Source organism: Paracoccus sigandri (assembly GCF_003709565.1).
Lineage (GTDB): Bacteria > Pseudomonadota > Alphaproteobacteria > Rhodobacterales > Rhodobacteraceae > Paracoccus > Paracoccus siganidrum.
Genome location: NZ_QNRC01000012.1, coordinates 98,130 through 115,738, shown reverse-complemented (window position 1 = coordinate 115,738; position 17,609 = coordinate 98,130). Strand labels below are relative to the sequence as shown.

The window sequence follows — 17,609 nt, the reverse complement described above, 5'->3', positions numbered from 1 at the left end:
CCTGCTTAGCGCGCTTTCCCGCAGCTGGGCAATTGCGCAGTTCGGCCGGGCTGCGATACTGTCCCGATCATGACCGCAAGATCCCCCCGATTCATCCATCTTCGCACACATTCCGAGCATTCCCTATTGGAAGGTGCCGTTCCGGTGGGCAAGCTGCCCGCGCTTGCGGCAGAGGCGGGGATGCCGGCCGTGGCCCTGACCGATACCAATGCGATGTTCGCGGCGCTGGAATTCAGCGTGAAGGCGATCGACAAGGGGGTCCAGCCGATCATCGGCTGCCAGGTCACGCTGCAGGCGGGCGAGGATTTCGGCGGCGCCACCGGGCCGGTGGTGCTGCTGGCGCAGGACCAGGCGGGCTGGCTGAACCTGATGGCGCTGTCGTCCTGCCTCTATCTGCGCGAAGGCGGCGCGCTGCCGCATGTCACGCTGGAGGAGCTGTGCGAGCGGTCCGAAGGGCTGATCTGCCTGACCGGCGGCGCGACCGGCCCGCTGGGTCTGCTGGTCGCGCAGGGGCAGGCCGAGAAGGCCGCGCTGCTTGCCGACCGGCTGGCCGATGCCTTCCCGACCCGGCTCTACGTCGAGCTGCAGCGCCACCCGGCCGAGAATGGCCGGCTGATGGAGGCCGAGGCCGCGTCCGAGCCCGGCCTGATCGACCTGGCCTATGCGAAGGAACTGCCGCTGGTCGCGACCAATGACGTCTATTTCCCGAAAGCTGCGATGTTCGAGGCCCATGACGCGCTGATCTGCATCGCGGAAAAGGCCTATGTGGACCAGTCCCAGCCCCGCCGCCGCCTGACCCCGCAGCATTATTTCAAGACCGCCGAGGAGATGGCGGTCCTGTTCGCCGACCTGCCCGAGGCGCTGGAAAACACGGTGGAAATCGCCCGCCGCTGCGCCTTCGCGGTCAAGAAGCACGCGCCGATCCTGCCGCGCTTCGCCGATGACGAGGTCGCCGAGCTGCGCCGCCAGGCGAAGGAGGGGCTGGAGGCGCGGCTGAAGGTCATCCCGCACGCGGTCAGCACCGAGGAATACCACCAGCGGCTGGAATTCGAGCTGGGCATCATCGAGCAGATGGGCTTTCCCGGCTATTTCCTGATCGTTGCCGATTTCATCCGATGGGCCAAGGATCACGACATCCCGGTCGGGCCGGGCCGGGGCTCGGGCGCCGGGTCGCTGGTCGCCTATGCGCTGACCATCACCGACCTGGACCCCTTGCGCTATTCGCTGCTGTTCGAACGCTTCCTGAACCCGGAGCGGGTCTCGATGCCCGACTTCGACATCGACTTCTGCATGGATCGCCGCGAAGAGGTGATCCAGTATGTGCAGGGCAAGTATGGCCGCGACAAGGTCGGCCAGATCATCACCTTCGGCGCGCTGCTGTCCAAGGCCGCGGTGCGCGACGTGGGCCGCGTGTTGCAGATGCCCTTCGGCCAGGTGGACCGGCTGTCCAAGATGATCCCGGTCGAGGGCGTCAAGCCGGTCAGCATCACCAAGGCCCGCGCCGATGAGCCGCGCCTGCGCGAGGCCGCGAAGGAGGAGGTTGTCGCCCGCCTGCTGGACTATGCCGAAAAGCTGGAGGGGCTTTACCGCAACGCCTCGACCCATGCCGCGGGCGTGGTGATCGGCGACCGGCCGCTGGACCGGCTGGTGCCGCTCTATCGCGATCCGGCGTCCGACATGCCGGCGACGCAGTTCAACATGAAATGGGTGGAACAGGCCGGGCTGGTGAAGTTCGACTTCCTGGGCCTGAAGACGCTGACGGTGATCCAGAACGCCGTGGACCTGATCAATGGCGGCGGCCGGCCGCTGCATGTCGCGGCCGACGGGCGCAAGCTCTATGATCCGCCGCCGGGGGCCGAGAACCAGATCAACGCCATCCCGCTGGACGACAAGCCCAGCTACGACCTCTTCGCCTCGGCCCGCACGGTGGCGGTGTTCCAGGTCGAAAGCTCGGGCATGATGGACGCGCTGCGCCGGATGCGGCCGACCTGCATCGAGGACATCGTGGCGCTGGTCGCGCTCTATCGTCCCGGCCCGATGGAGAACATCCCGACCTATTGCGACGTGAAGAACGGCGTCAAGAAGCTGGAATCGATCCATCCCAGCATCGACCATATCCTGGCAGAAACGCAGGGCATCATCGTCTATCAGGAACAGGTGATGCAGATCGCCCAGGTCATGGCGGGATACAGTCTGGGCGGCGCCGACCTGTTGCGCCGGGCGATGGGCAAGAAGATCGCCAGCGAGATGGCCAAGGAACGGCCGAAATTCGTCGATGGCGCGGTCGCGAACGGGGTGGACGCCAAGAAGGCCGGCGAGGTCTTCGACCTTCTGGAGAAATTCGCCAATTACGGTTTCAACAAGTCCCACGCGGCGGCCTATGCCGTGGTCAGCTACCAGACCGCCTGGCTGAAGGCGAACCATCCGGTCGAGTTCATGGCCGCGGTCATGAACTGCGATATCCACCTGACCGACAAGCTGGCCGTCTACAAACGCGAATGCGACCGCATGGGGATCGAGATCGTGGCGCCCTGCGTCAACCGCTCGGCCCCGCTGTTCACGGTCCGGGACGGCCGCATCCATTACGCGCTGGGGGCGCTGAAGGGGGTCGGCGTCGAGGCGATGCGGCTGATCGAACAGGCGCGCCATTCCGAAAAAGGCGGCGATGCGCCCTTCCGCGACATCACCGACTTCGCCCGCCGCGTGGACATGAAGCGCGTCGGCAAGCGCCCGCTGGAGATGCTGGCGCGGGCGGGGGCCTTCGATGCGCTGGACGACAACCGCGCGCGGGTGCTGAAATCGCTGGACGCGCTGGTCGCCTGGTCGGCGGCGGTGCAGGAACAGGCGGCGTCGTCGCAATCCTCGCTGTTCGGCGGGGGCGAGGACCTGCCGCCGCCGCGCCCGGCTCTGGCGCAGGTCTGGCTGCCGGCCGAGAAGCTGGGCGAGGAACACAAGGCGGTCGGCTTCTACCTGTCGGGCCATCCGCTGGACGACTACCAGACCGCGCTGAAGCGCAAGAAGGTGCAGACCCTGGCCGAGATCAGCCTGGAGGCCGAGAACGGTCCGCTGGTCGCGTCCATCGCCGGCACCGTCGGCGCGCGGCAGGAACGCAAGTCGGCCAAGGGCACGCAATATGCTTTCGTCAGCCTGTCCGACCCGACCGGGCTCTACGAGGTCACGGTGTTTTCCGACCTCCTGAACGCGGCGCGCGACCGGCTGGAGCCCGGCCAGAACGTGGTGCTGCAGGTCAAGGTCGAGCCCTCGGGCGACCAGGTCAAGATGCTGGCCAATTCCGTCGCGCTGCTGGACGAGGCCATCGCCGATGCCGGCGCGGGCTGCCTCGCGGTCGAGATCCAGGGCATCGACACGGTGGACCGCCTGGCCGAGACGCTTGGCCGGATCCGCACCGAGATCACCGCCTCGTCCCGGTCGCGCGGGCCGGTCAGGCTGCGCATCCGCGAGGGCGACGAGGTGATCGAGATCGAGGTCGCCAATGACGCGCCCCTGACCACCCCGGCCCGCCAGGCCCTGCGCGCCGTGCCGGGCGTCCTGGACGTGATCGAGGAATAGCCCGCCCGCCCAAGCAAAACCGCGGCGGCTTTCATCTTGGCACAAATATCCATCCGCCGCTGCCGCCCGGCGCGACGCCGCCGGGTCCGAAACCACCCCCGGCCGGGCTTAGCCTCTAGGCAAATGTTCGCCCTTCGTGCTAGTTCTTGGAAAAATGGGGGCAGCATGAAGGTTCTGGGCATCGATCCCGGTTTGAGGAACATGGGCTGGGGCGTGATCGAGGTGGACGGCCCGCGCCTGCGGCATGTCGCCAATGGCGTGATCCGCTCGGTCGGGGCGGATGCAGAGCGTGACCTGGGGGCGCGGCTGTCGATGCTCTATCGGGGGCTCTGCGCGGTGATCGCGCTGCACGCGCCCGATGCCGCGGCGGTCGAGCAGACCTTCGTGAACAAGGACGCCTCGGGCACGCTGAAACTGGGCCAGGCGCGCGGCATCGCGCTGCTGGCCCCGGCCGAGGCGGGGCTTCCCGTGGGCGAATACGCCCCCAATGCGGTGAAGAAGACCGTGGTCGGCGTCGGCCATGCCGGCAAGGAACAGGTGCAGCACATGGTGCGGGTGCAACTGCCCGGCGTGAGTTTCGACAGCCCGGATGCGGCCGACGCGCTGGCCATCGCCATCTGCCACGCCCGCCACCTGCAGGGCCGCAGCCTGCGCATCGTGGCGAGGTCGGCATGATCGGGCGGATCGCCGGGATCATCCTGCACCGCGCCCGCGATCACGTGATGATCGACGTGCGCGGCGTGGGCTATATCGTCCATGTCAGCGAAAGGACCGCGGCGGCGCTGCCGCCGGCGGGGCAGGCGGTGGCGCTCTATACCGACCTGCTGGTGCGCGAGGACCTGCTGCAGCTGTTCGGCTTTCCGACGCTTCTGGAAAAGGAATGGCACAAGCTGCTGACCAGCGTGCAGGGCGTCGGCGCGAAGGTGTCGCTGGCGGTGCTGGGCACGCTGGGCCCCGAGGGGCTGGCGCGGGCGATCGCGCTGGGGGACTGGTCGGCGGTGCGCAAGGCGCAGGGCGTCGGGCCGAAACTGGCGCAACGCGTGGTGCTGGAACTGAAGGACAAGGCGCCGCAGGTCATGGCGCTTGGCGGCGACCTGACGGTCGATGCCGGCAGCGCGCCCGGCCCGGCCATCGAGGCCGAACCGGGCGCGGTCCCCGCCCCCTCCGGGGCAGGGACGGCCGCTCCCTCGGCGGCCGTGGCCTCGGCCCGCATCGCGGCGGATGCGCTGTCGGCGCTGACCAATCTGGGCTATGCCCAGTCCGAGGCCGCCGCCGCCGTGGCCGAGACGCAGGCCGGGGAACCGGGCGCCGACACATCCGCGTTGATCCGCGCGGCGCTGAGGTCGCTGGCTCCGAAGGGGTGAGGCAGGAAGATGGAAGGAAACGCACGGACATTCATCCTGATGGCGGCGCTGACCGCCATCGTCATGGCGCTTGGCTGGATGATGGGCGGGCAGGGCGGCGCGGTCATCGCGCTCTTGATCGCCGGGGCGGGCAACCTGTTCGCGCTGTGGAACAGCGACAAGATGGTCCTGCGCCAGCATGGCGCGGTGGAACTGACGCCCGCCCAGGGGGGCGATCTTCACGCGCTGACGGCGGCCCTGGCCGAACGGGCCGGGCTGCCGATGCCGAAGCTCTACCTGCTGCCGACCGAGCAGCCCAATGCCTTCGCCACCGGCCGCAACCCCGACAATGCCGCCGTGGCGGTGACCCAGGGCCTGCTGCGCGGGCTGAACCGCGAGGAACTGGCCGGCGTCATCGCCCATGAGCTGGCCCATATCCGGCATCGCGACACGCTGACCATGACCGTCACCGCCACCATGGCCGGCGCCATCGCGATGATGGGCAACATGCTGCTGTTCACCGGCGGGCGCGAGGGCCGGGGCGGCGGGCTGGGCGCGATCCTGGCGATGGTGCTGGCGCCGCTGGCGGCGGCGATGGTGCAGATGGCGATCTCGCGCACCCGCGAATACGAGGCCGACCGGACGGGCGCCGAGATCTGCGGCCAGCCGATGGCGCTGGCCTCGGCGCTTGCGCGGATCTCGCAGATGGCCGGGCGCAGCATGAACATCCCGGCCGAGCGCAACCCCGCCTCGGCCGCGCTGTTCATCGTCAACCCGCTGAACGGGCTGCGCATGGACAATCTGTTCGCCACCCATCCGCCCGTCGAGGAGCGTATCGCCCGGCTCAGCGCCATGGCCCGCCGATGACCCAGCCCGACCCGGCCCTGCGCCCCGAACGGCTGGAAGGCGAGCCCGAGGACCGCGCCCTGCGCCCCCAGTCGCTGTCCGATTTCGTCGGCCAGGCCGAGGCGCGCGCCAATCTGCGGGTCTTCATCGAAAGCGCGAAGATGCGCGGCCAGGCGATGGACCACACGCTGTTCTTCGGCCCGCCGGGGCTGGGCAAGACCACGCTGGCGCAGATCATGGCGCGCGAGCTGGGGGTGAATTTCCGCATGACCTCGGGGCCGGTCCTGGCGCGGGCGGGCGACCTGGCGGCGATCCTGACCAATCTGGAAACCCGCGACGTGCTGTTCATCGACGAGATCCACCGCATGAACCCGGCGGTCGAGGAGGTGCTCTATCCGGCGATGGAGGATTTCGAGCTGGACCTGGTCATCGGCGAAGGCCCCGCCGCCCGCACCGTCAGGATCGAGCTGCAGCCCTTCACGCTGGTCGGCGCGACCACCCGGCTGGGCCTGCTGACCACGCCGCTGCGCGACCGCTTCGGCATCCCGACCCGGCTGCAATTCTACGAGATCGACGAGCTGGACCTGATCGTGCAGCGCGGCGCGCGGATGATGGGCATCGATGCCGACAAGGACGGCACGCGCGAAATCGCCCGCCGCGCCCGTGGCACGCCGCGCATCGCGGGCCGGCTGCTGCGCCGGGTGGTGGATTTCGCGCTGGTCGAGGGCGACGGCCGCCTGACCCGCGCCATCGCCGATGCGGCGCTGACCCGCCTGGGGGTGGACGACCTGGGCCTGGACGGGGCGGACCGGCGCTATCTGACGCTGATGGCGGAACATTACGGCGGCGGGCCGGTGGGGGTCGAGACCCTGTCGGCGGCACTCTCCGAGAGCCGCGACGCGATCGAGGAGGTGATCGAGCCCTATCTGCTGCAGCAGGGCCTGATCGCCCGCACCCCGCGCGGCCGGCAGCTTGCTGCGCGCGCCTGGCGGCATCTGGGACTGGACGCGCCCCGGCCGCCGGGACAGGCGGCGTTGTTCGAGGATTAGGTCGCATCGAGGACCGGCCGCGGCGGGACGAAGAAGGGGGGCGCTGCCCCCGCCGCCATTCCGGCGGCTCCCCCGGGATATTTCAGGACCAAAGCAGGATCGGAGAACGCCCCGCCCTGGGAAAGGACGGGGCGCCTGCTTCGGTCACGGTCATCGGCGTCCCCGCCTGTACCGTAACGCCACTCTGGCAGCGAAGGGTTAAGACACGGTTAAGCCGCCCCTGCTTTGGTCCTGAAATATCCCACGGGGGTCCGGGGGTGTGAAACCCCCGGCGCGCGCGGTTCAGGGCGTCAGGCCCTCAGGATCGGGCAGGCCGTTGGCGCGGGCCGTGGCGGTCAGCGTATTGGCCAGAAGGCAGGCGATGGTCATCGGGCCGACACCGCCGGGCACGGGGGTGATCGCGCCGGCCGCCTGGCGGGCGCCGGCGAAATCGACATCGCCGACCAGGCCGGAATCGATGCGGTTGATGCCCACGTCGATCACCGTGGCGCCGGGCTTGATCCAGTCGCCCTTGACGAAATGCGGCCGGCCCACCGCCGCGACCAGGATGTCGGCGCCGCGGCAGAGCGCGGGCAGGTCCTGCGTCCTGGAATGGGCGATCGTCACCGTGCAGCTGTCGCGCAGCAGAAGCTGCGCCATCGGCTTGCCGACGATGTTGCTGCGGCCGATGACCACGGCGCTTTTCCCCGACAGATCGCCCAGCCGGTCGCGCAGGAGCATCAGGCAGCCCAAGGGCGTGCAGGGCACCATCGCCTTCTGGCCCGTCGCCAGCCGGCCGGCATTCAGGACGTGGAAGCCGTCCACGTCCTTTTCCGGGCGGATCGCGTTGATGACCGCGGCCTCGTCCATATGGGCGGGCAGGGGCAGCTGCACCAGGATGCCGTTCACCGCCGGATCCTCGTTCAGCCGCGCGATCAGGGCCAGCAACTCGGCCTCGGGCGTCTCGGCCGGCAGGCGGTGCTCGTAGGAATTCATGCCGACCTCGACCGTCATCCTGCCCTTGGAGCGGACATAGACCTGGCTTGCCGGATCCTCGCCCACCAGCACCACGGCAAGGCCCGGCGTGATGCCGCGATCCTTCAGCGCGGCGGTCTGGGCGGCGATGCGGGCGCGCAGCCCGGCGGCGAAAGCCTTGCCGTCGATCAACGTGGCGGTCATGAACGGTCCCCCTTCAGATGGCGGTCTTCCTGCGCGATGGCGGCATCGACCAGCTGGCGCCAGATTGACTCGAAAAGCGCGCCGTCCAGCCCCGCGGCAACGGCATGACGGCGCACATTCGCGACGACTTCCTCGACCCGCGCGTCGATCCGGGCGGGCAGGCCCTCGCGCGCCTTGATCCGCGCGGCGCGGTCGATCAGGGCGTGGCGTTGCGCGAACAGCGCCACCAGCTGCTGGTCCAGCGCGTCGATATGGGCGCGCAGGGTGGCCATGTCGTTGATGTCGTCGATCCGGGTCATGGCAGCCTTCCTTTCGCCAAGGGGGATGCACCGGGGCGGGCCGGGACGCAAGGCCCCAGGAGGGCGGCAAGGCGTCGCCGGGCCGCAGAATGGCGGGGCACGGCCGTCGCGGCCGGCCGCGCGACGCCCCCGCAACCGAAAACCCCGGCCGGGGCCGGGGTTCGCGCGCATTCGGGAATGGATCAGGCCGGGGCCGGATCGCCGCCCGGCGCGGGCTTGCCGCCCGCCTTCGGCACCGAGGTGACCGAGGGGATCACGCTGCCCGGCGTGTCGTCGTCGCCCCCCAGCTGCTCGCCGCGAAGGATCTTGCCGATCTCGTCGCCGGTCAGCGTCTCGTATTCCAGCAGGCCCTTGGCCATCCGCTCGAATTCCTCGGATTTCTCGGTCAGGATGCGATGGGCGGTCTGATAGCCTTCCTCGATCAGGTCGTGGACCTCGCGTTCGATCAGCTCCTTCGTCGCCGCCGAGACCGAGAAGCCGCCGGTATTGCCGGAATAGCCCTCATGCGCCTCGGCATAGTCGATATTGCCGACCTTGTCGGACATGCCCCAGCGCATCACCATCGCACGGGCCAGCTGGCTGGCCTGCTGGATGTCGCCCGCCGGGCCGTTCGAGACGCCCTCTTCGCCGTATTTGATGATCTCGGCCGCCTTGCCGGCCATGGTCATCGCCAGCTTCTGCTTGGCCTCGTCCTTGTGGAAGTTCAGCCGGTCCATTTCCGGCAGGCTGACCACCATGCCAAGCGCGCCGCCGCGCGGGATGATCGTCGCCTTGTAGACCGGGTCGCATTTCGGCAGGCTGAGCCCGACGACGGCGTGGCCGGCCTCGTGATAGGCGGTCTTTTCCTTCTGCTCGGGCGTCAGCACCATCGAGCGGCGCTCGACCCCCAGCATCACCTTGTCCTTGGCGTTCTCGAAATCTTCCATGGAAACGAAGCGGCGGCCGATTCGCGCGGCCATCAGCGCGGCCTCGTTCACCAGGTTCATCAGGTCGGCGCCGGAAAAGCCCGGCGTGCCGCGGGCGATGATGCGCAGGTCCACGTCGGGGCCGACCGGCACCTTGCGCGAATGCACGGCCAGGATCTTCTCGCGGCCCTTGATGTCGGGATTGGCGACATAGATCTGCCGGTCGAAGCGGCCGGGGCGCAGCAGCGCCGGGTCCAGCACGTCCTTGCGGTTGGTCGCGGCGATGATGATGATGCCCTCGTTGGATTCGAACCCGTCCATCTCGACCAGCAGCTGGTTCAGGGTCTGCTCGCGCTCGTCATTGCCGCCGCCGATGCCGACGCCGCGCGACCGGCCGACCGCGTCGATCTCGTCGATGAACAGGATGCAGGGGGCGCTTTTCTTGGCCTGCTCGAACATGTCGCGCACGCGCGAGGCGCCGACGCCCACGAACATTTCCACGAAGTCCGAACCCGAGATGGTGAAGAAGGGCACGCCCGCCTCGCCGGCGATGGCGCGGGCCAGCAGCGTCTTGCCGGTGCCCGGAGGGCCGACCAGCAGCGCGCCTTTCGGGATCTTGCCGCCCAGGCGGCTGAACTTCTGCGGGTTGCGCAGGAATTCGACGATCTCCTCAAGCTCTTCCTTGGCCTCGTCGATGCCGGCCACGTCGTCGAAGGTCACCCGGCCGTGCTTTTCGGTCAGCAGCTTGGCGCGCGACTTGCCGAAGCCCATCGCGCCGCCGCGCCCGCCGCCCTGCATCCGGTTCATGAAGAAGATCCAGACCCCGATCAGCAGGATGAAGGGCAGCCAGACGCCCAGCATCGACATGAAGCCGGATTGCTGCTGCTTGACCACCTTGACCTCGACCCCCTGGGTGATCAGCCGGTCGGCGATATCCTCGCCCAGGGGGCGGACCGAGGTATATTGCTGGCCGTCGGCGCCGGTGATCACCAGATCCTCGCCATCGATGGTCACGGCGGTGACCTGGTCGTTCTGGACCCGCTCGATGAAGTCCGAATAGCTGATCTGGCGCCCGTTCATGGTCGAGGCCCCGTCGCTGAACAGGTTGAACAGCGCCAGGATCATCAGGAACAGGACGACCCAGAAAGCGAGATTGCGTGCGTTGCCCAAAGACGGCTCCTCCGGCGGGAAATCGGTTTGCGTTGAAAATAGGGATTATCGGCGCAGGTTCAATGCGCCATCACCAGCCTGCGGAATTCTGTCGCGCCGCGCAGGGGCGAAACCCGCAGGGGCGGCGCGGGCCGCAGCAGCGGCGCGGCGATCAGGCGGCCGCCCTGCCAGATCGCGGGGCTGGCGGCGGCCTCGTCGCGGGGCAGGCCCGACAGCCGCCAGTTCACCTGGGCCAGCGCCTCCAGCCCCAGCGCGGCGACATGCTGGCCGGGCCGCAATCCGGTGATTCGCCAGCGATTGTCCCAGAGCGGCCCTTCCGACGGCTCGGCGCGCATCGCGGCGGCGGGTTCGCGCGACAGCCGGATGCGGTCGCCCGCCGGCTCGATCAGCGCGCCGTCCAGCGTCACCCGGCTGCCCGCCGCCATGGCGTTCAGCGCGTGCAGCAGGGTGGCGCGGCGGGGCGGATAGTCGGCGCCGGTGATCCAGCGGCAGCCCGCGACCAGAAGCCGGCGCCGGATCTCGGCGGGCGCGTCGCTGAACGGGCGGCGGGGCAGGATCAGTGCGCCGTTGCGGATGATCGCCCCCTGCGAGGCCAGCGCGGCATAATGCGACAGCGCATCGCGCGCCTCGCCGATATGGGCGGCGGCGCGGGCCAGGGCGGCGATGTCCAGCCCCATCGCCGCGATCGCGTTGCGGATGCGGATGCGCTCGAATTCCTCTTTCTCGTTGCTGGGATCCTCGATCCAGGGAATGTCGCGGGCGCGCAGCCAGTCGCGCAGCTCGTCGCGGCCCACGCCCAGCATCGGGCGCAGCCAGCGGATGCCGAAGGCGTCGCGCCATTCGGTCATCGCGGCCAGCCCGTCGATGCCCGAGCCGCGCGCCAGCCGCATCATCAGCGTCTCGGCCTGGTCGTCGGCGGTATGGCCCAGGGCGACGGCGGCCAGCTCGTTGCGCTGCGCCCAGGCCGACAGCAGCCGCAGCCGGGCGTCGCGGGCATGGGCCATCAGGTTGCCGGCCTCGGTCTCGCGCTGCCACAGAAGCGCGGCATGGGGCAGGCCAAGCGCCCTGGCGGCCTGGCCGACCTGGCGCGCCTCGGCCTCGCTTTCGGGGCGCAGCCCGTGATCGACGGTGGCGACCATGATCCGCCGCCCGCGCGCCCATTCGGCGATGATCCGCATCAGCGCGACCGAATCACCCCCGCCCGAGACCGCCACCCCCAGCGAGGGCATGTCGCCCGCCAGCCGGTCCAGCGCGGCGCGGATGCGAGCGGCCGGATCGCGGGGCGGGGCGGTCATCGGCGTCGCCTCACTGATGCTCGGCCATGTCGGCTGCGGCTTCCGGGTCCTCCATCAGCCCGTCCAGCGTCGCCCCGGCGGCCCCCAGGCCAAGCTCGGCCGAGCCGCATTGCAGCGCGGCCATTCGGCGGTCGGCCTCGGCGGCATGGTCGCTGCCGGGAAAGCGGGCCGGGATCTCGGCCAGATACAGGCAGGCGGCCATCGCGTCGCCCTGATCGGCGATGACGCGGGCGATGCCCAGCAGGTTTTCCCCGGCGCGCGGCCCGTCGGGATCGGCGGCGAAGCCCTCCAGCCAGGCGGCGGCGGCGGCGCGCGGCTCTCCGGCGCTGTCCAGCGCGGCGCCGCGCAGATACAGCGCCTCGCCGGTCAGCGGGCCGCCCGCGTGGTTCTGGGCGACGGTGGCGAACAGCTCGGCCGCGCGGCGGAAATCGCCCTGGCCCAGCACCTGCCGGGCAAGGTCGAAATCGGCCTGCTCGGCGGCGCTGGCGGCCTTGGCGCCGTTCGCGCCATCGTTGCCTGCCGGCGCCGAGGGCAGCACGTCGACCGAGATCGCGCCGCCGCCGATCATCTCCATCCCGCCCAGCTCGGGCGAGGTCAGCGCGCTGAGGTCGCAGGTCTCGTCCATCTCGCAGAGCCGGAATTCCAGGTCGCCGATGCGGCGGGTGCCGTCCTCGACGATGCGGTTGATGCGGTTCTGCGACTGCTCGATCCGGTCGGTCAGCCGCGCGATCTGGGTCTCCATCGCATTCATGCGGTCGATGGCGCTGTCGCCGCCCGCCGCCTGGAAACCCTGCGCGCCCGAGGCGACCAGCTCGGCCCGCAGCGATTGCAGGCCCTGCTGCACGGCGGCCAGTTCCGCCCACATCTCGGCCAGCGTCGCCCCGTCCTGCTGCGCGGCGGCCGGCAGCGCCAGAAGCGCGGCCAGCCCCAGCCCGGCAAGTCCCAGCCTGGCAGGCCCCAATCTGGCGGTCATGGCGCGCATCACGTTCCGGGCCCGGCCGGGGTGACCACGGTCACGACGCGGCGATTCTGGGCATAGCAGGCCTCGTCCGAGCAGACGGCGGCGGGGCGTTCCTTGCCGAAGCTCAGCGTGCGGATGCGGCTGGCGGGCACGCCCTGGGCGATCAGGTATTCCTGCACCGCGCTGGCCCGGCGGGCGCCAAGCGCGAGGTTGTATTCGCGGGTGCCGGTTTCCTCGGCATGGCCCTGGACCACGGCGTTGAAATCCGCGTGCCGGTTCAGCCATTGCGCCTGGCGCGACAGCGTCGCCCGCGCCTCGGCGCTCAGCGTGGTCTGCTCGGCCGCGAATTGCACGGTGTCGCCGACCTGGGCGCGGAAATATTCGGCGCTGGCCTCGCCCCCCAGCGCGCCGCCGGGTAACCCGCCCTGATACAGCGCGCCCGAGCCCATGTTCGCATAGGGGTCCACCACCGGCGCCTGCTGCTGGGGGGGCGGGGCGCAGGCGGCCAGCCCGGCCAGGCAGGCGGCGGCGATCAGCGGGGCAAGGCAGGGTTTCATCGCGCTCTCCTTATCGCAGCAGCGGCCCCCACGAGGGGTCCGAGGCGGCAAAATCGAGTTTCAGGGGCCGCATGTTGCGGCCGGTAATATCCACCGAATGCAGACGCGGCTCACCATTGCCACCCGGTGTCACGCGGGTGAACATCACGACGCGGCCATTGGGCGCCCAGGTCGGGCCCTCGTCAAGGAACGATTCCGTCAAAATCTTCTCATCCGAGCCGTCGGTGCGCATCACGCCGATATGGAACTTGTCGCCCAGCCGCTTGGTGAAGGCGATCATGTCGCCCTTGGGCGACCAGGCGGGCGTGCCATAGCGGCCCTCGCCGAAGCTGATCCGGGTCGGCTCGCCGCCCGTGACGGGCATGATGTAGAGCTGCGGCGTGCCCGAGCGGTCGGATTCGAACACCACCCGCTTGCCGTCGGGGCTGAAGCTGGGCGAGGTCTCGATCGCCGGGGATTGCGCCAGCGGGCGTTGCGCGCCGGTCGCGGCATCCATCAGCCAGATGTCGGTATTGCCGCCCTGTTCCAGCGAATAGACGATCCAGCGCCCGTCGGGCGAGAAGCGCGGCGAAAAGGCCATGCTGTCGCCGCCCTGGGTCAGCGGGCGCGAGGTGACGGTGGCCACGTCCATCGCCCGGATCTGGGGGAAACCACTGTCGAAGCTGGTATAGAGCAGCTGCCGCCCGTCGGGCGAGAAATGCGGCGCCAGCACCAGCGACGAGCTGTCGGTCATCCAGCGGATGTTCTGGCCGTCGTAATCCATCACGCCGATGCGCTTGATGCGGGCGTCCTTGGGCCCGGTCTCCTGCACGAAGGCGATGCGGCTGTCGAAATAGGGCTGCTCGCCGGTCAGGCGCGAATAGATCTGGTCGGCGATCTTGTGGGCGGCGCGGCGCCAGTCGCCGGCGCGGGCGTCGAACTGCATCCCGTCGCCGAGCGGCTGGCCGGCGAAGACGTCGAACAGGCGGAACTTGACGCTGATCTCCTCGCCCGAGCGGGTCACCTCGGCGGTGACCAGCGCCTGGGCGTTCACCGCGCGCCAGTCCTCGTAGGCGACGGCGGCGGCGAAGCTGTCGGGCTGGGCGATCATCGCCTCGGAGGGGATCTCGCGGAACAGGCCGGTGCCGGTCAGGTCGTCGGCGACCACCCGGCGGATCTGCTGGGCGGCCTCGGAATCGCCGTGGAAATCGGCGATGGCGATGGCCATCGGCTCGACCACGCCGTCGGTGATCTCGATGCGCAGCGGGCCGTCCTGCGCGGCAAGCGGCAGGGCGGTCAGGGCGGTGGATCCGAATCCCAGGATCAGGGCGACGGTCAGCGTGCGGAACATGACGTCCTCTTTATCTCGATTGCGCAGGGGGAAAAAGCCATCCGGGTCCTGCTTTTTTCGTCACTGGAAGCCGATGCCGTCGGGACGGAAATCGACGACGACATCCTGCCAGCGGCCGTATTTCTCGCGCGGCAGGGGGAAACCGTTGCGGCCGCACATGCGGATCGCGCGGCTGGCCACCTCGAAGGCGTGCTGCGCGGCGCCTTCCGAGCCGTCGCGGTAGCCGGCCAGCCGCAGGCTGGCGGGGTCGGGGCGGCCGTCCGGCGTCATGCGGAAGCCGACCGAGACGGTCATGCGCGAGGCCTCGACCGACAGCGCGCCCAGGTTCCAGCATTCGCGCAGCGCCATGCGGAAGCCCTCGCGCTCGGACAGCGACAGCGGCTCGCCCATCGGCAGCCCGCCGGGGGGCGCGGCCGCGGCCTCGGGCTCGGTCGCGGGCTCGGGCAGCACGGTCGGCCGGATGGTCGAGGGCGCCAGGGGCATCACCTCGCCGGTTTCCGCCGGCGCGCCGGATTCGGCCCCGGATTCGGAGTTGCGGCCCTGCGCCATGGCCCCGGCCAGCGCCGCCGCCAGCGGGTCCTGCGCGGCCGAGGCGCCGTCGCCGCCCTCGATCCGCTGCGCGCCGCCGAAGGGGTCGGTCCCGGTCGTGGCCGTGTCGGTGCCTTCCGCGCCCGCCTCGCCCTGCCGGGCCTCGCGCAGGGCATCCTCCAGCGCGCGCTGGCGTTCGGCCTCGGCGGCGCGGCGTTCTTCCTCGGCGCGTGCCTCCGCCGCCCGGCGCTCTTCCTCGGCGCGAGCTTCGGCCTCGCGACGTTCCGCCTCGGCGCGTTCCGCGGCCCGGCGCTCCTCTTCCGCACGCGCCTCTGCCTCACGGCGTTCCGCCTCGGCGCGCTCGGCCGCGCGACGTTCTTCCTCTTCGCGTGCGGCGGCTTCTGCGGCCCGGCGCTGCTCCTCGGCACGGGCTTCCGCAGCCCGGCGTTCCTCCGCCGCCTGACGCTCTTCCTGCGCCCGCGCTTCGGCTTCGCGGCGTTCCTCGGCGGCGCGCGCCTCGGCAGCCTGCCGTTCTTCCTCGGCGCGGGCCTCGGCCTGGCGCTGCGCTTCGGCCGCGCGCTCGGCCTCCTGCCGGGCCGCTTCCTGACGCGCGGCCTCTTGGGCGGCGGCGGCTTCCGCGGCCTGGCGTGCGGCCTCGGCGGCGGCTGCCGCCTGGCGCGCCGCCTCGGCGCGGGCGGCTTCCTGCGCGGCGATTCGCGCCTCATAGGCCTCGACCAGCCCCTCGGGACGCCCGCCCGGACGCGGCGAGTCGTCCAGCGCCAGCGCCGAGCGCGGCGCGACCGGCTGGGCCGCGTCGTCGGGCGCCGGAGAGGCGGGCAGGGCGGGGCTGGCCTCGGTCACCGGGGGCTGCGCGGCGGCGGGCGCGTCGGGCGCGGCCTCGGGTTCGGGCTGGCTGGGCGTCGGGCGCGGCAGGTCGGTGGCGACGGTGACCGGCTGGGTCGGGGTGAAATCGCTCAGGTCGGGCTCGGCCTCGGGTTCGGCGGGCGCGGGCAGCGGCTGCGCCTCGGCCTCGGCCACGGGCGGGCTGGCCTCGGCGGGCGCGGTGGCGCTGTCCTCGGGTTCGGGCGCGGGGGCGGGCATGGTCGCCACGGCGGTGGCGTCGCGGCCCACCGGCCCCGCGCCCCGCGCGGCGGCGGCATAGGCCTCGAACTCGGCGCCGCTCATGGTCGCCACCTCGGTCGTGCGGATCGCCGGGCTGGGCTGCGGCCGGAACAGCACGCCGCCAAGGATCGCCCACAGGATCACGCCCGTATGCACGATCCCCGAGATCCACCAGCCGATGCGTCCGTCGCGATCCATCGCTCAGCCGTCCATTCGCGGGCCGCCGGTATCGGTGACCAGCACGATGTCGGAAAACCCCGCCGCATTCAGCGCGCCCATCACCTGCACGACGCGCGCATAGGGAAGCGCGCCGTCCGCGCGCAGGAAAATGCGCTGCGACTGGCGCTGCTCAATCACCGCGCGCAGCCGGGTGACGATCTGGTCCTCGGCCAGGGGCTCGTTCATCAGCGTGATCTCGCCCTCGGCCGGGATCGAGATCACCAGGGGCTCCTCGGGCTCGGTCGGCATGGCGGTGGCGGCGGTGCGCGGCAGGTTCAGCGGCACGCCCGCCGTCATCAGCGGCGCGGCGACCATGAAGATCACCAGCAAGACCAGCATCACGTCGACGAAGGGGGTGACGTTGATTTCCGACATCGGCGCGTTGCGGCGCCTGCCCCTTCCCTTGCGCGCGACCCTCTTGACGACATCCGACGACATGGCTCAGTCCTCGTCGAGCTGGCGCGACAGCAGGGTCGAGAATTCGTCGGCGAAGGTTTCCCAGTTGCCCACGACGCGCTCGGCATCGCCCGACAGCTTGTTGTAGAAGATCACCGCCGGGATCGCGGCCAGCAGGCCAAGCGCGGTGGCCAGCAGCGCCTCGGCGATGCCGGGGGCGACGACGGCCAGGCTGGTGTTCTGGGTCATGGCGATGCCCTCGAAGGCGGTCTTGATGCCCCAGACCGTGCCGAACAGCCCGATGAAGGGCGCGGTCGAGCCGGTGGTCGCCAGGAAGGACAGGCCCTTGAACAGCCGCGCCTCCTCGCGCTGGATGGCGACGTTCATCGCCCGGTCGATGCGCTGCGGCCCGCCGGGGATCAGCCTGCCGTCGTCGCGATGGCTGCGGCGCCACTCGGTCATGCCGGCGGCGAAGATGCGCTCGGAGGCGCCCGAGGGGCGTTCCCCCAGCCGGTCGTAGAGATCGTCCAGCGGCTCGCCCGACCAGAAGCTGCGGTCGAAGCGGGTGGCCTCGCGCCTCGCATTGGCGAAGGCGATCATCTTCTGGATGATGATCGCCCAGGCCCAGAACGAGGCCACGACCAGCAGCACCATCACGATCTGGACCGTCAGGGATGCCCGCGCGAACAGCGCCACGAGCGAGAAATCAACGGCCTGCGCGGCCTGAATGGGTTCCATTTGCTGCCTCATCGTCACGGACCGTCAGTCGCGGCCTTCTAGCGCCTCTCTAGCAGGGGTTTTACCCCCCTGCGTAACACAAAGCCGTCAATTTCGGGAGAGTGGCCGCGGCGCGACAGCGGC

The 17,609-nt window shown here is 70.4% G+C and carries 15 protein-coding genes; 5 read left to right on the top strand and 10 right to left on the bottom strand.

Translation table 11 applies throughout. The annotated features are described in order from the left end of the window. Positions 1 to 69 precede the first annotated feature (69 nt). The 5 genes from dnaE (at position 70) to ruvB (ending at position 6,808) form a co-directional block, all read left to right on the top strand. Entirely contained in the window at positions 70 to 3,570 is a 3,501-nt protein-coding gene (dnaE, locus tag C9E82_RS12815) for a DNA polymerase III subunit alpha (protein ID WP_119896561.1), read from the top strand. Between the two features lie 165 nt (positions 3,571 to 3,735). Continuing rightward, a complete protein-coding gene (gene ruvC, locus C9E82_RS12810) occupies positions 3,736 to 4,245 on the top strand; it encodes a crossover junction endodeoxyribonuclease RuvC (protein ID WP_119896560.1) in 510 nt (169 codons plus the stop codon). After that, positions 4,242 to 4,934 (top strand): Holliday junction branch migration protein RuvA, encoded by a 693-nt coding sequence (gene ruvA / locus C9E82_RS12805; protein ID WP_119896559.1) that lies wholly within the window; start codon positions 4,242 to 4,244, stop codon positions 4,932 to 4,934. Before ruvC ends, ruvA begins: the two co-directional genes overlap by 4 nt. 9 nt (positions 4,935 to 4,943) lie before the next feature. After that, positions 4,944 to 5,780 carry a M48 family metalloprotease gene (locus tag C9E82_RS12800; protein ID WP_122449293.1) on the top strand — a complete coding sequence of 279 codons (837 nt, stop codon included), beginning with the start codon at positions 4,944 to 4,946 and terminating at the stop codon, positions 5,778 to 5,780. After that, positions 5,777 to 6,808 (top strand): Holliday junction branch migration DNA helicase RuvB, encoded by a 1,032-nt coding sequence (ruvB, locus tag C9E82_RS12795; protein ID WP_119896557.1) that lies wholly within the window; start codon positions 5,777 to 5,779, stop codon positions 6,806 to 6,808. The genes C9E82_RS12800 and ruvB overlap by 4 nt, the downstream gene beginning before the upstream one ends. Before the next feature lie 282 nt (positions 6,809 to 7,090). Here the strand turns inward: ruvB and folD are convergent, their stop codons facing one another. From folD to tolQ, 10 genes are all read right to left on the bottom strand, one after another. Then, complete coding sequence (folD, locus tag C9E82_RS12790) at positions 7,091 to 7,966, bottom strand: bifunctional methylenetetrahydrofolate dehydrogenase/methenyltetrahydrofolate cyclohydrolase FolD (RefSeq protein WP_119896556.1); 876 nt, start codon at positions 7,964 to 7,966, stop codon at positions 7,091 to 7,093. Beyond that, positions 7,963 to 8,265 carry a chorismate mutase gene (locus C9E82_RS12785; protein ID WP_119896555.1) on the bottom strand — a complete coding sequence of 101 codons (303 nt, stop codon included), beginning with the start codon at positions 8,263 to 8,265 and terminating at the stop codon, positions 7,963 to 7,965. Before C9E82_RS12785 ends, folD begins: the two co-directional genes overlap by 4 nt. A gap of 182 nt (positions 8,266 to 8,447) precedes the next feature. Then, positions 8,448 to 10,340 (bottom strand): ATP-dependent zinc metalloprotease FtsH, encoded by a 1,893-nt coding sequence (gene ftsH, locus C9E82_RS12780; protein WP_119896554.1) that lies wholly within the window; start codon positions 10,338 to 10,340, stop codon positions 8,448 to 8,450. 59 nt (positions 10,341 to 10,399) lie between these two features. Further along, a complete protein-coding gene (gene tilS, locus C9E82_RS12775) occupies positions 10,400 to 11,635 on the bottom strand; it encodes a tRNA lysidine(34) synthetase TilS (protein ID WP_119896553.1) in 1,236 nt (411 codons plus the stop codon). A 10-nt stretch (positions 11,636 to 11,645) separates the two neighbouring features. Further along, positions 11,646 to 12,608, bottom strand: a complete 963-nt coding sequence (locus tag C9E82_RS12770) for a tol-pal system YbgF family protein (RefSeq protein WP_119896596.1) — start codon at positions 12,606 to 12,608, stop codon at positions 11,646 to 11,648. An 8-nt stretch (positions 12,609 to 12,616) separates the two neighbouring features. Continuing rightward, positions 12,617 to 13,153 (bottom strand): peptidoglycan-associated lipoprotein Pal, encoded by a 537-nt coding sequence (gene pal / locus C9E82_RS12765; RefSeq protein ID WP_119896552.1) that lies wholly within the window; start codon positions 13,151 to 13,153, stop codon positions 12,617 to 12,619. Positions 13,154 to 13,163: 10 nt separating this feature from the next. Then, positions 13,164 to 14,483: a Tol-Pal system beta propeller repeat protein TolB gene (gene tolB, locus C9E82_RS12760; protein WP_119896551.1), complete on the bottom strand. Its 1,320-nt coding sequence runs from the start codon at positions 14,481 to 14,483 to the stop codon at positions 13,164 to 13,166. A gap of 60 nt (positions 14,484 to 14,543) precedes the next feature. Beyond that, positions 14,544 to 16,331, bottom strand: coding sequence for a protein TolA (locus C9E82_RS12755; protein ID WP_122449292.1), 1,788 nt, complete (start codon positions 16,329 to 16,331; stop codon positions 14,544 to 14,546). Positions 16,332 to 16,334: 3 nt separating this feature from the next. After that, complete coding sequence (gene tolR / locus C9E82_RS12750) at positions 16,335 to 16,790, bottom strand: protein TolR (protein WP_119899801.1); 456 nt, start codon at positions 16,788 to 16,790, stop codon at positions 16,335 to 16,337. Positions 16,791 to 16,793: 3 nt separating this feature from the next. Next, complete coding sequence (tolQ, locus tag C9E82_RS12745; RefSeq protein WP_119899804.1) at positions 16,794 to 17,486, bottom strand: protein TolQ; 693 nt, start codon at positions 17,484 to 17,486, stop codon at positions 16,794 to 16,796. Positions 17,487 to 17,609: the final 123 nt, after the last annotated feature.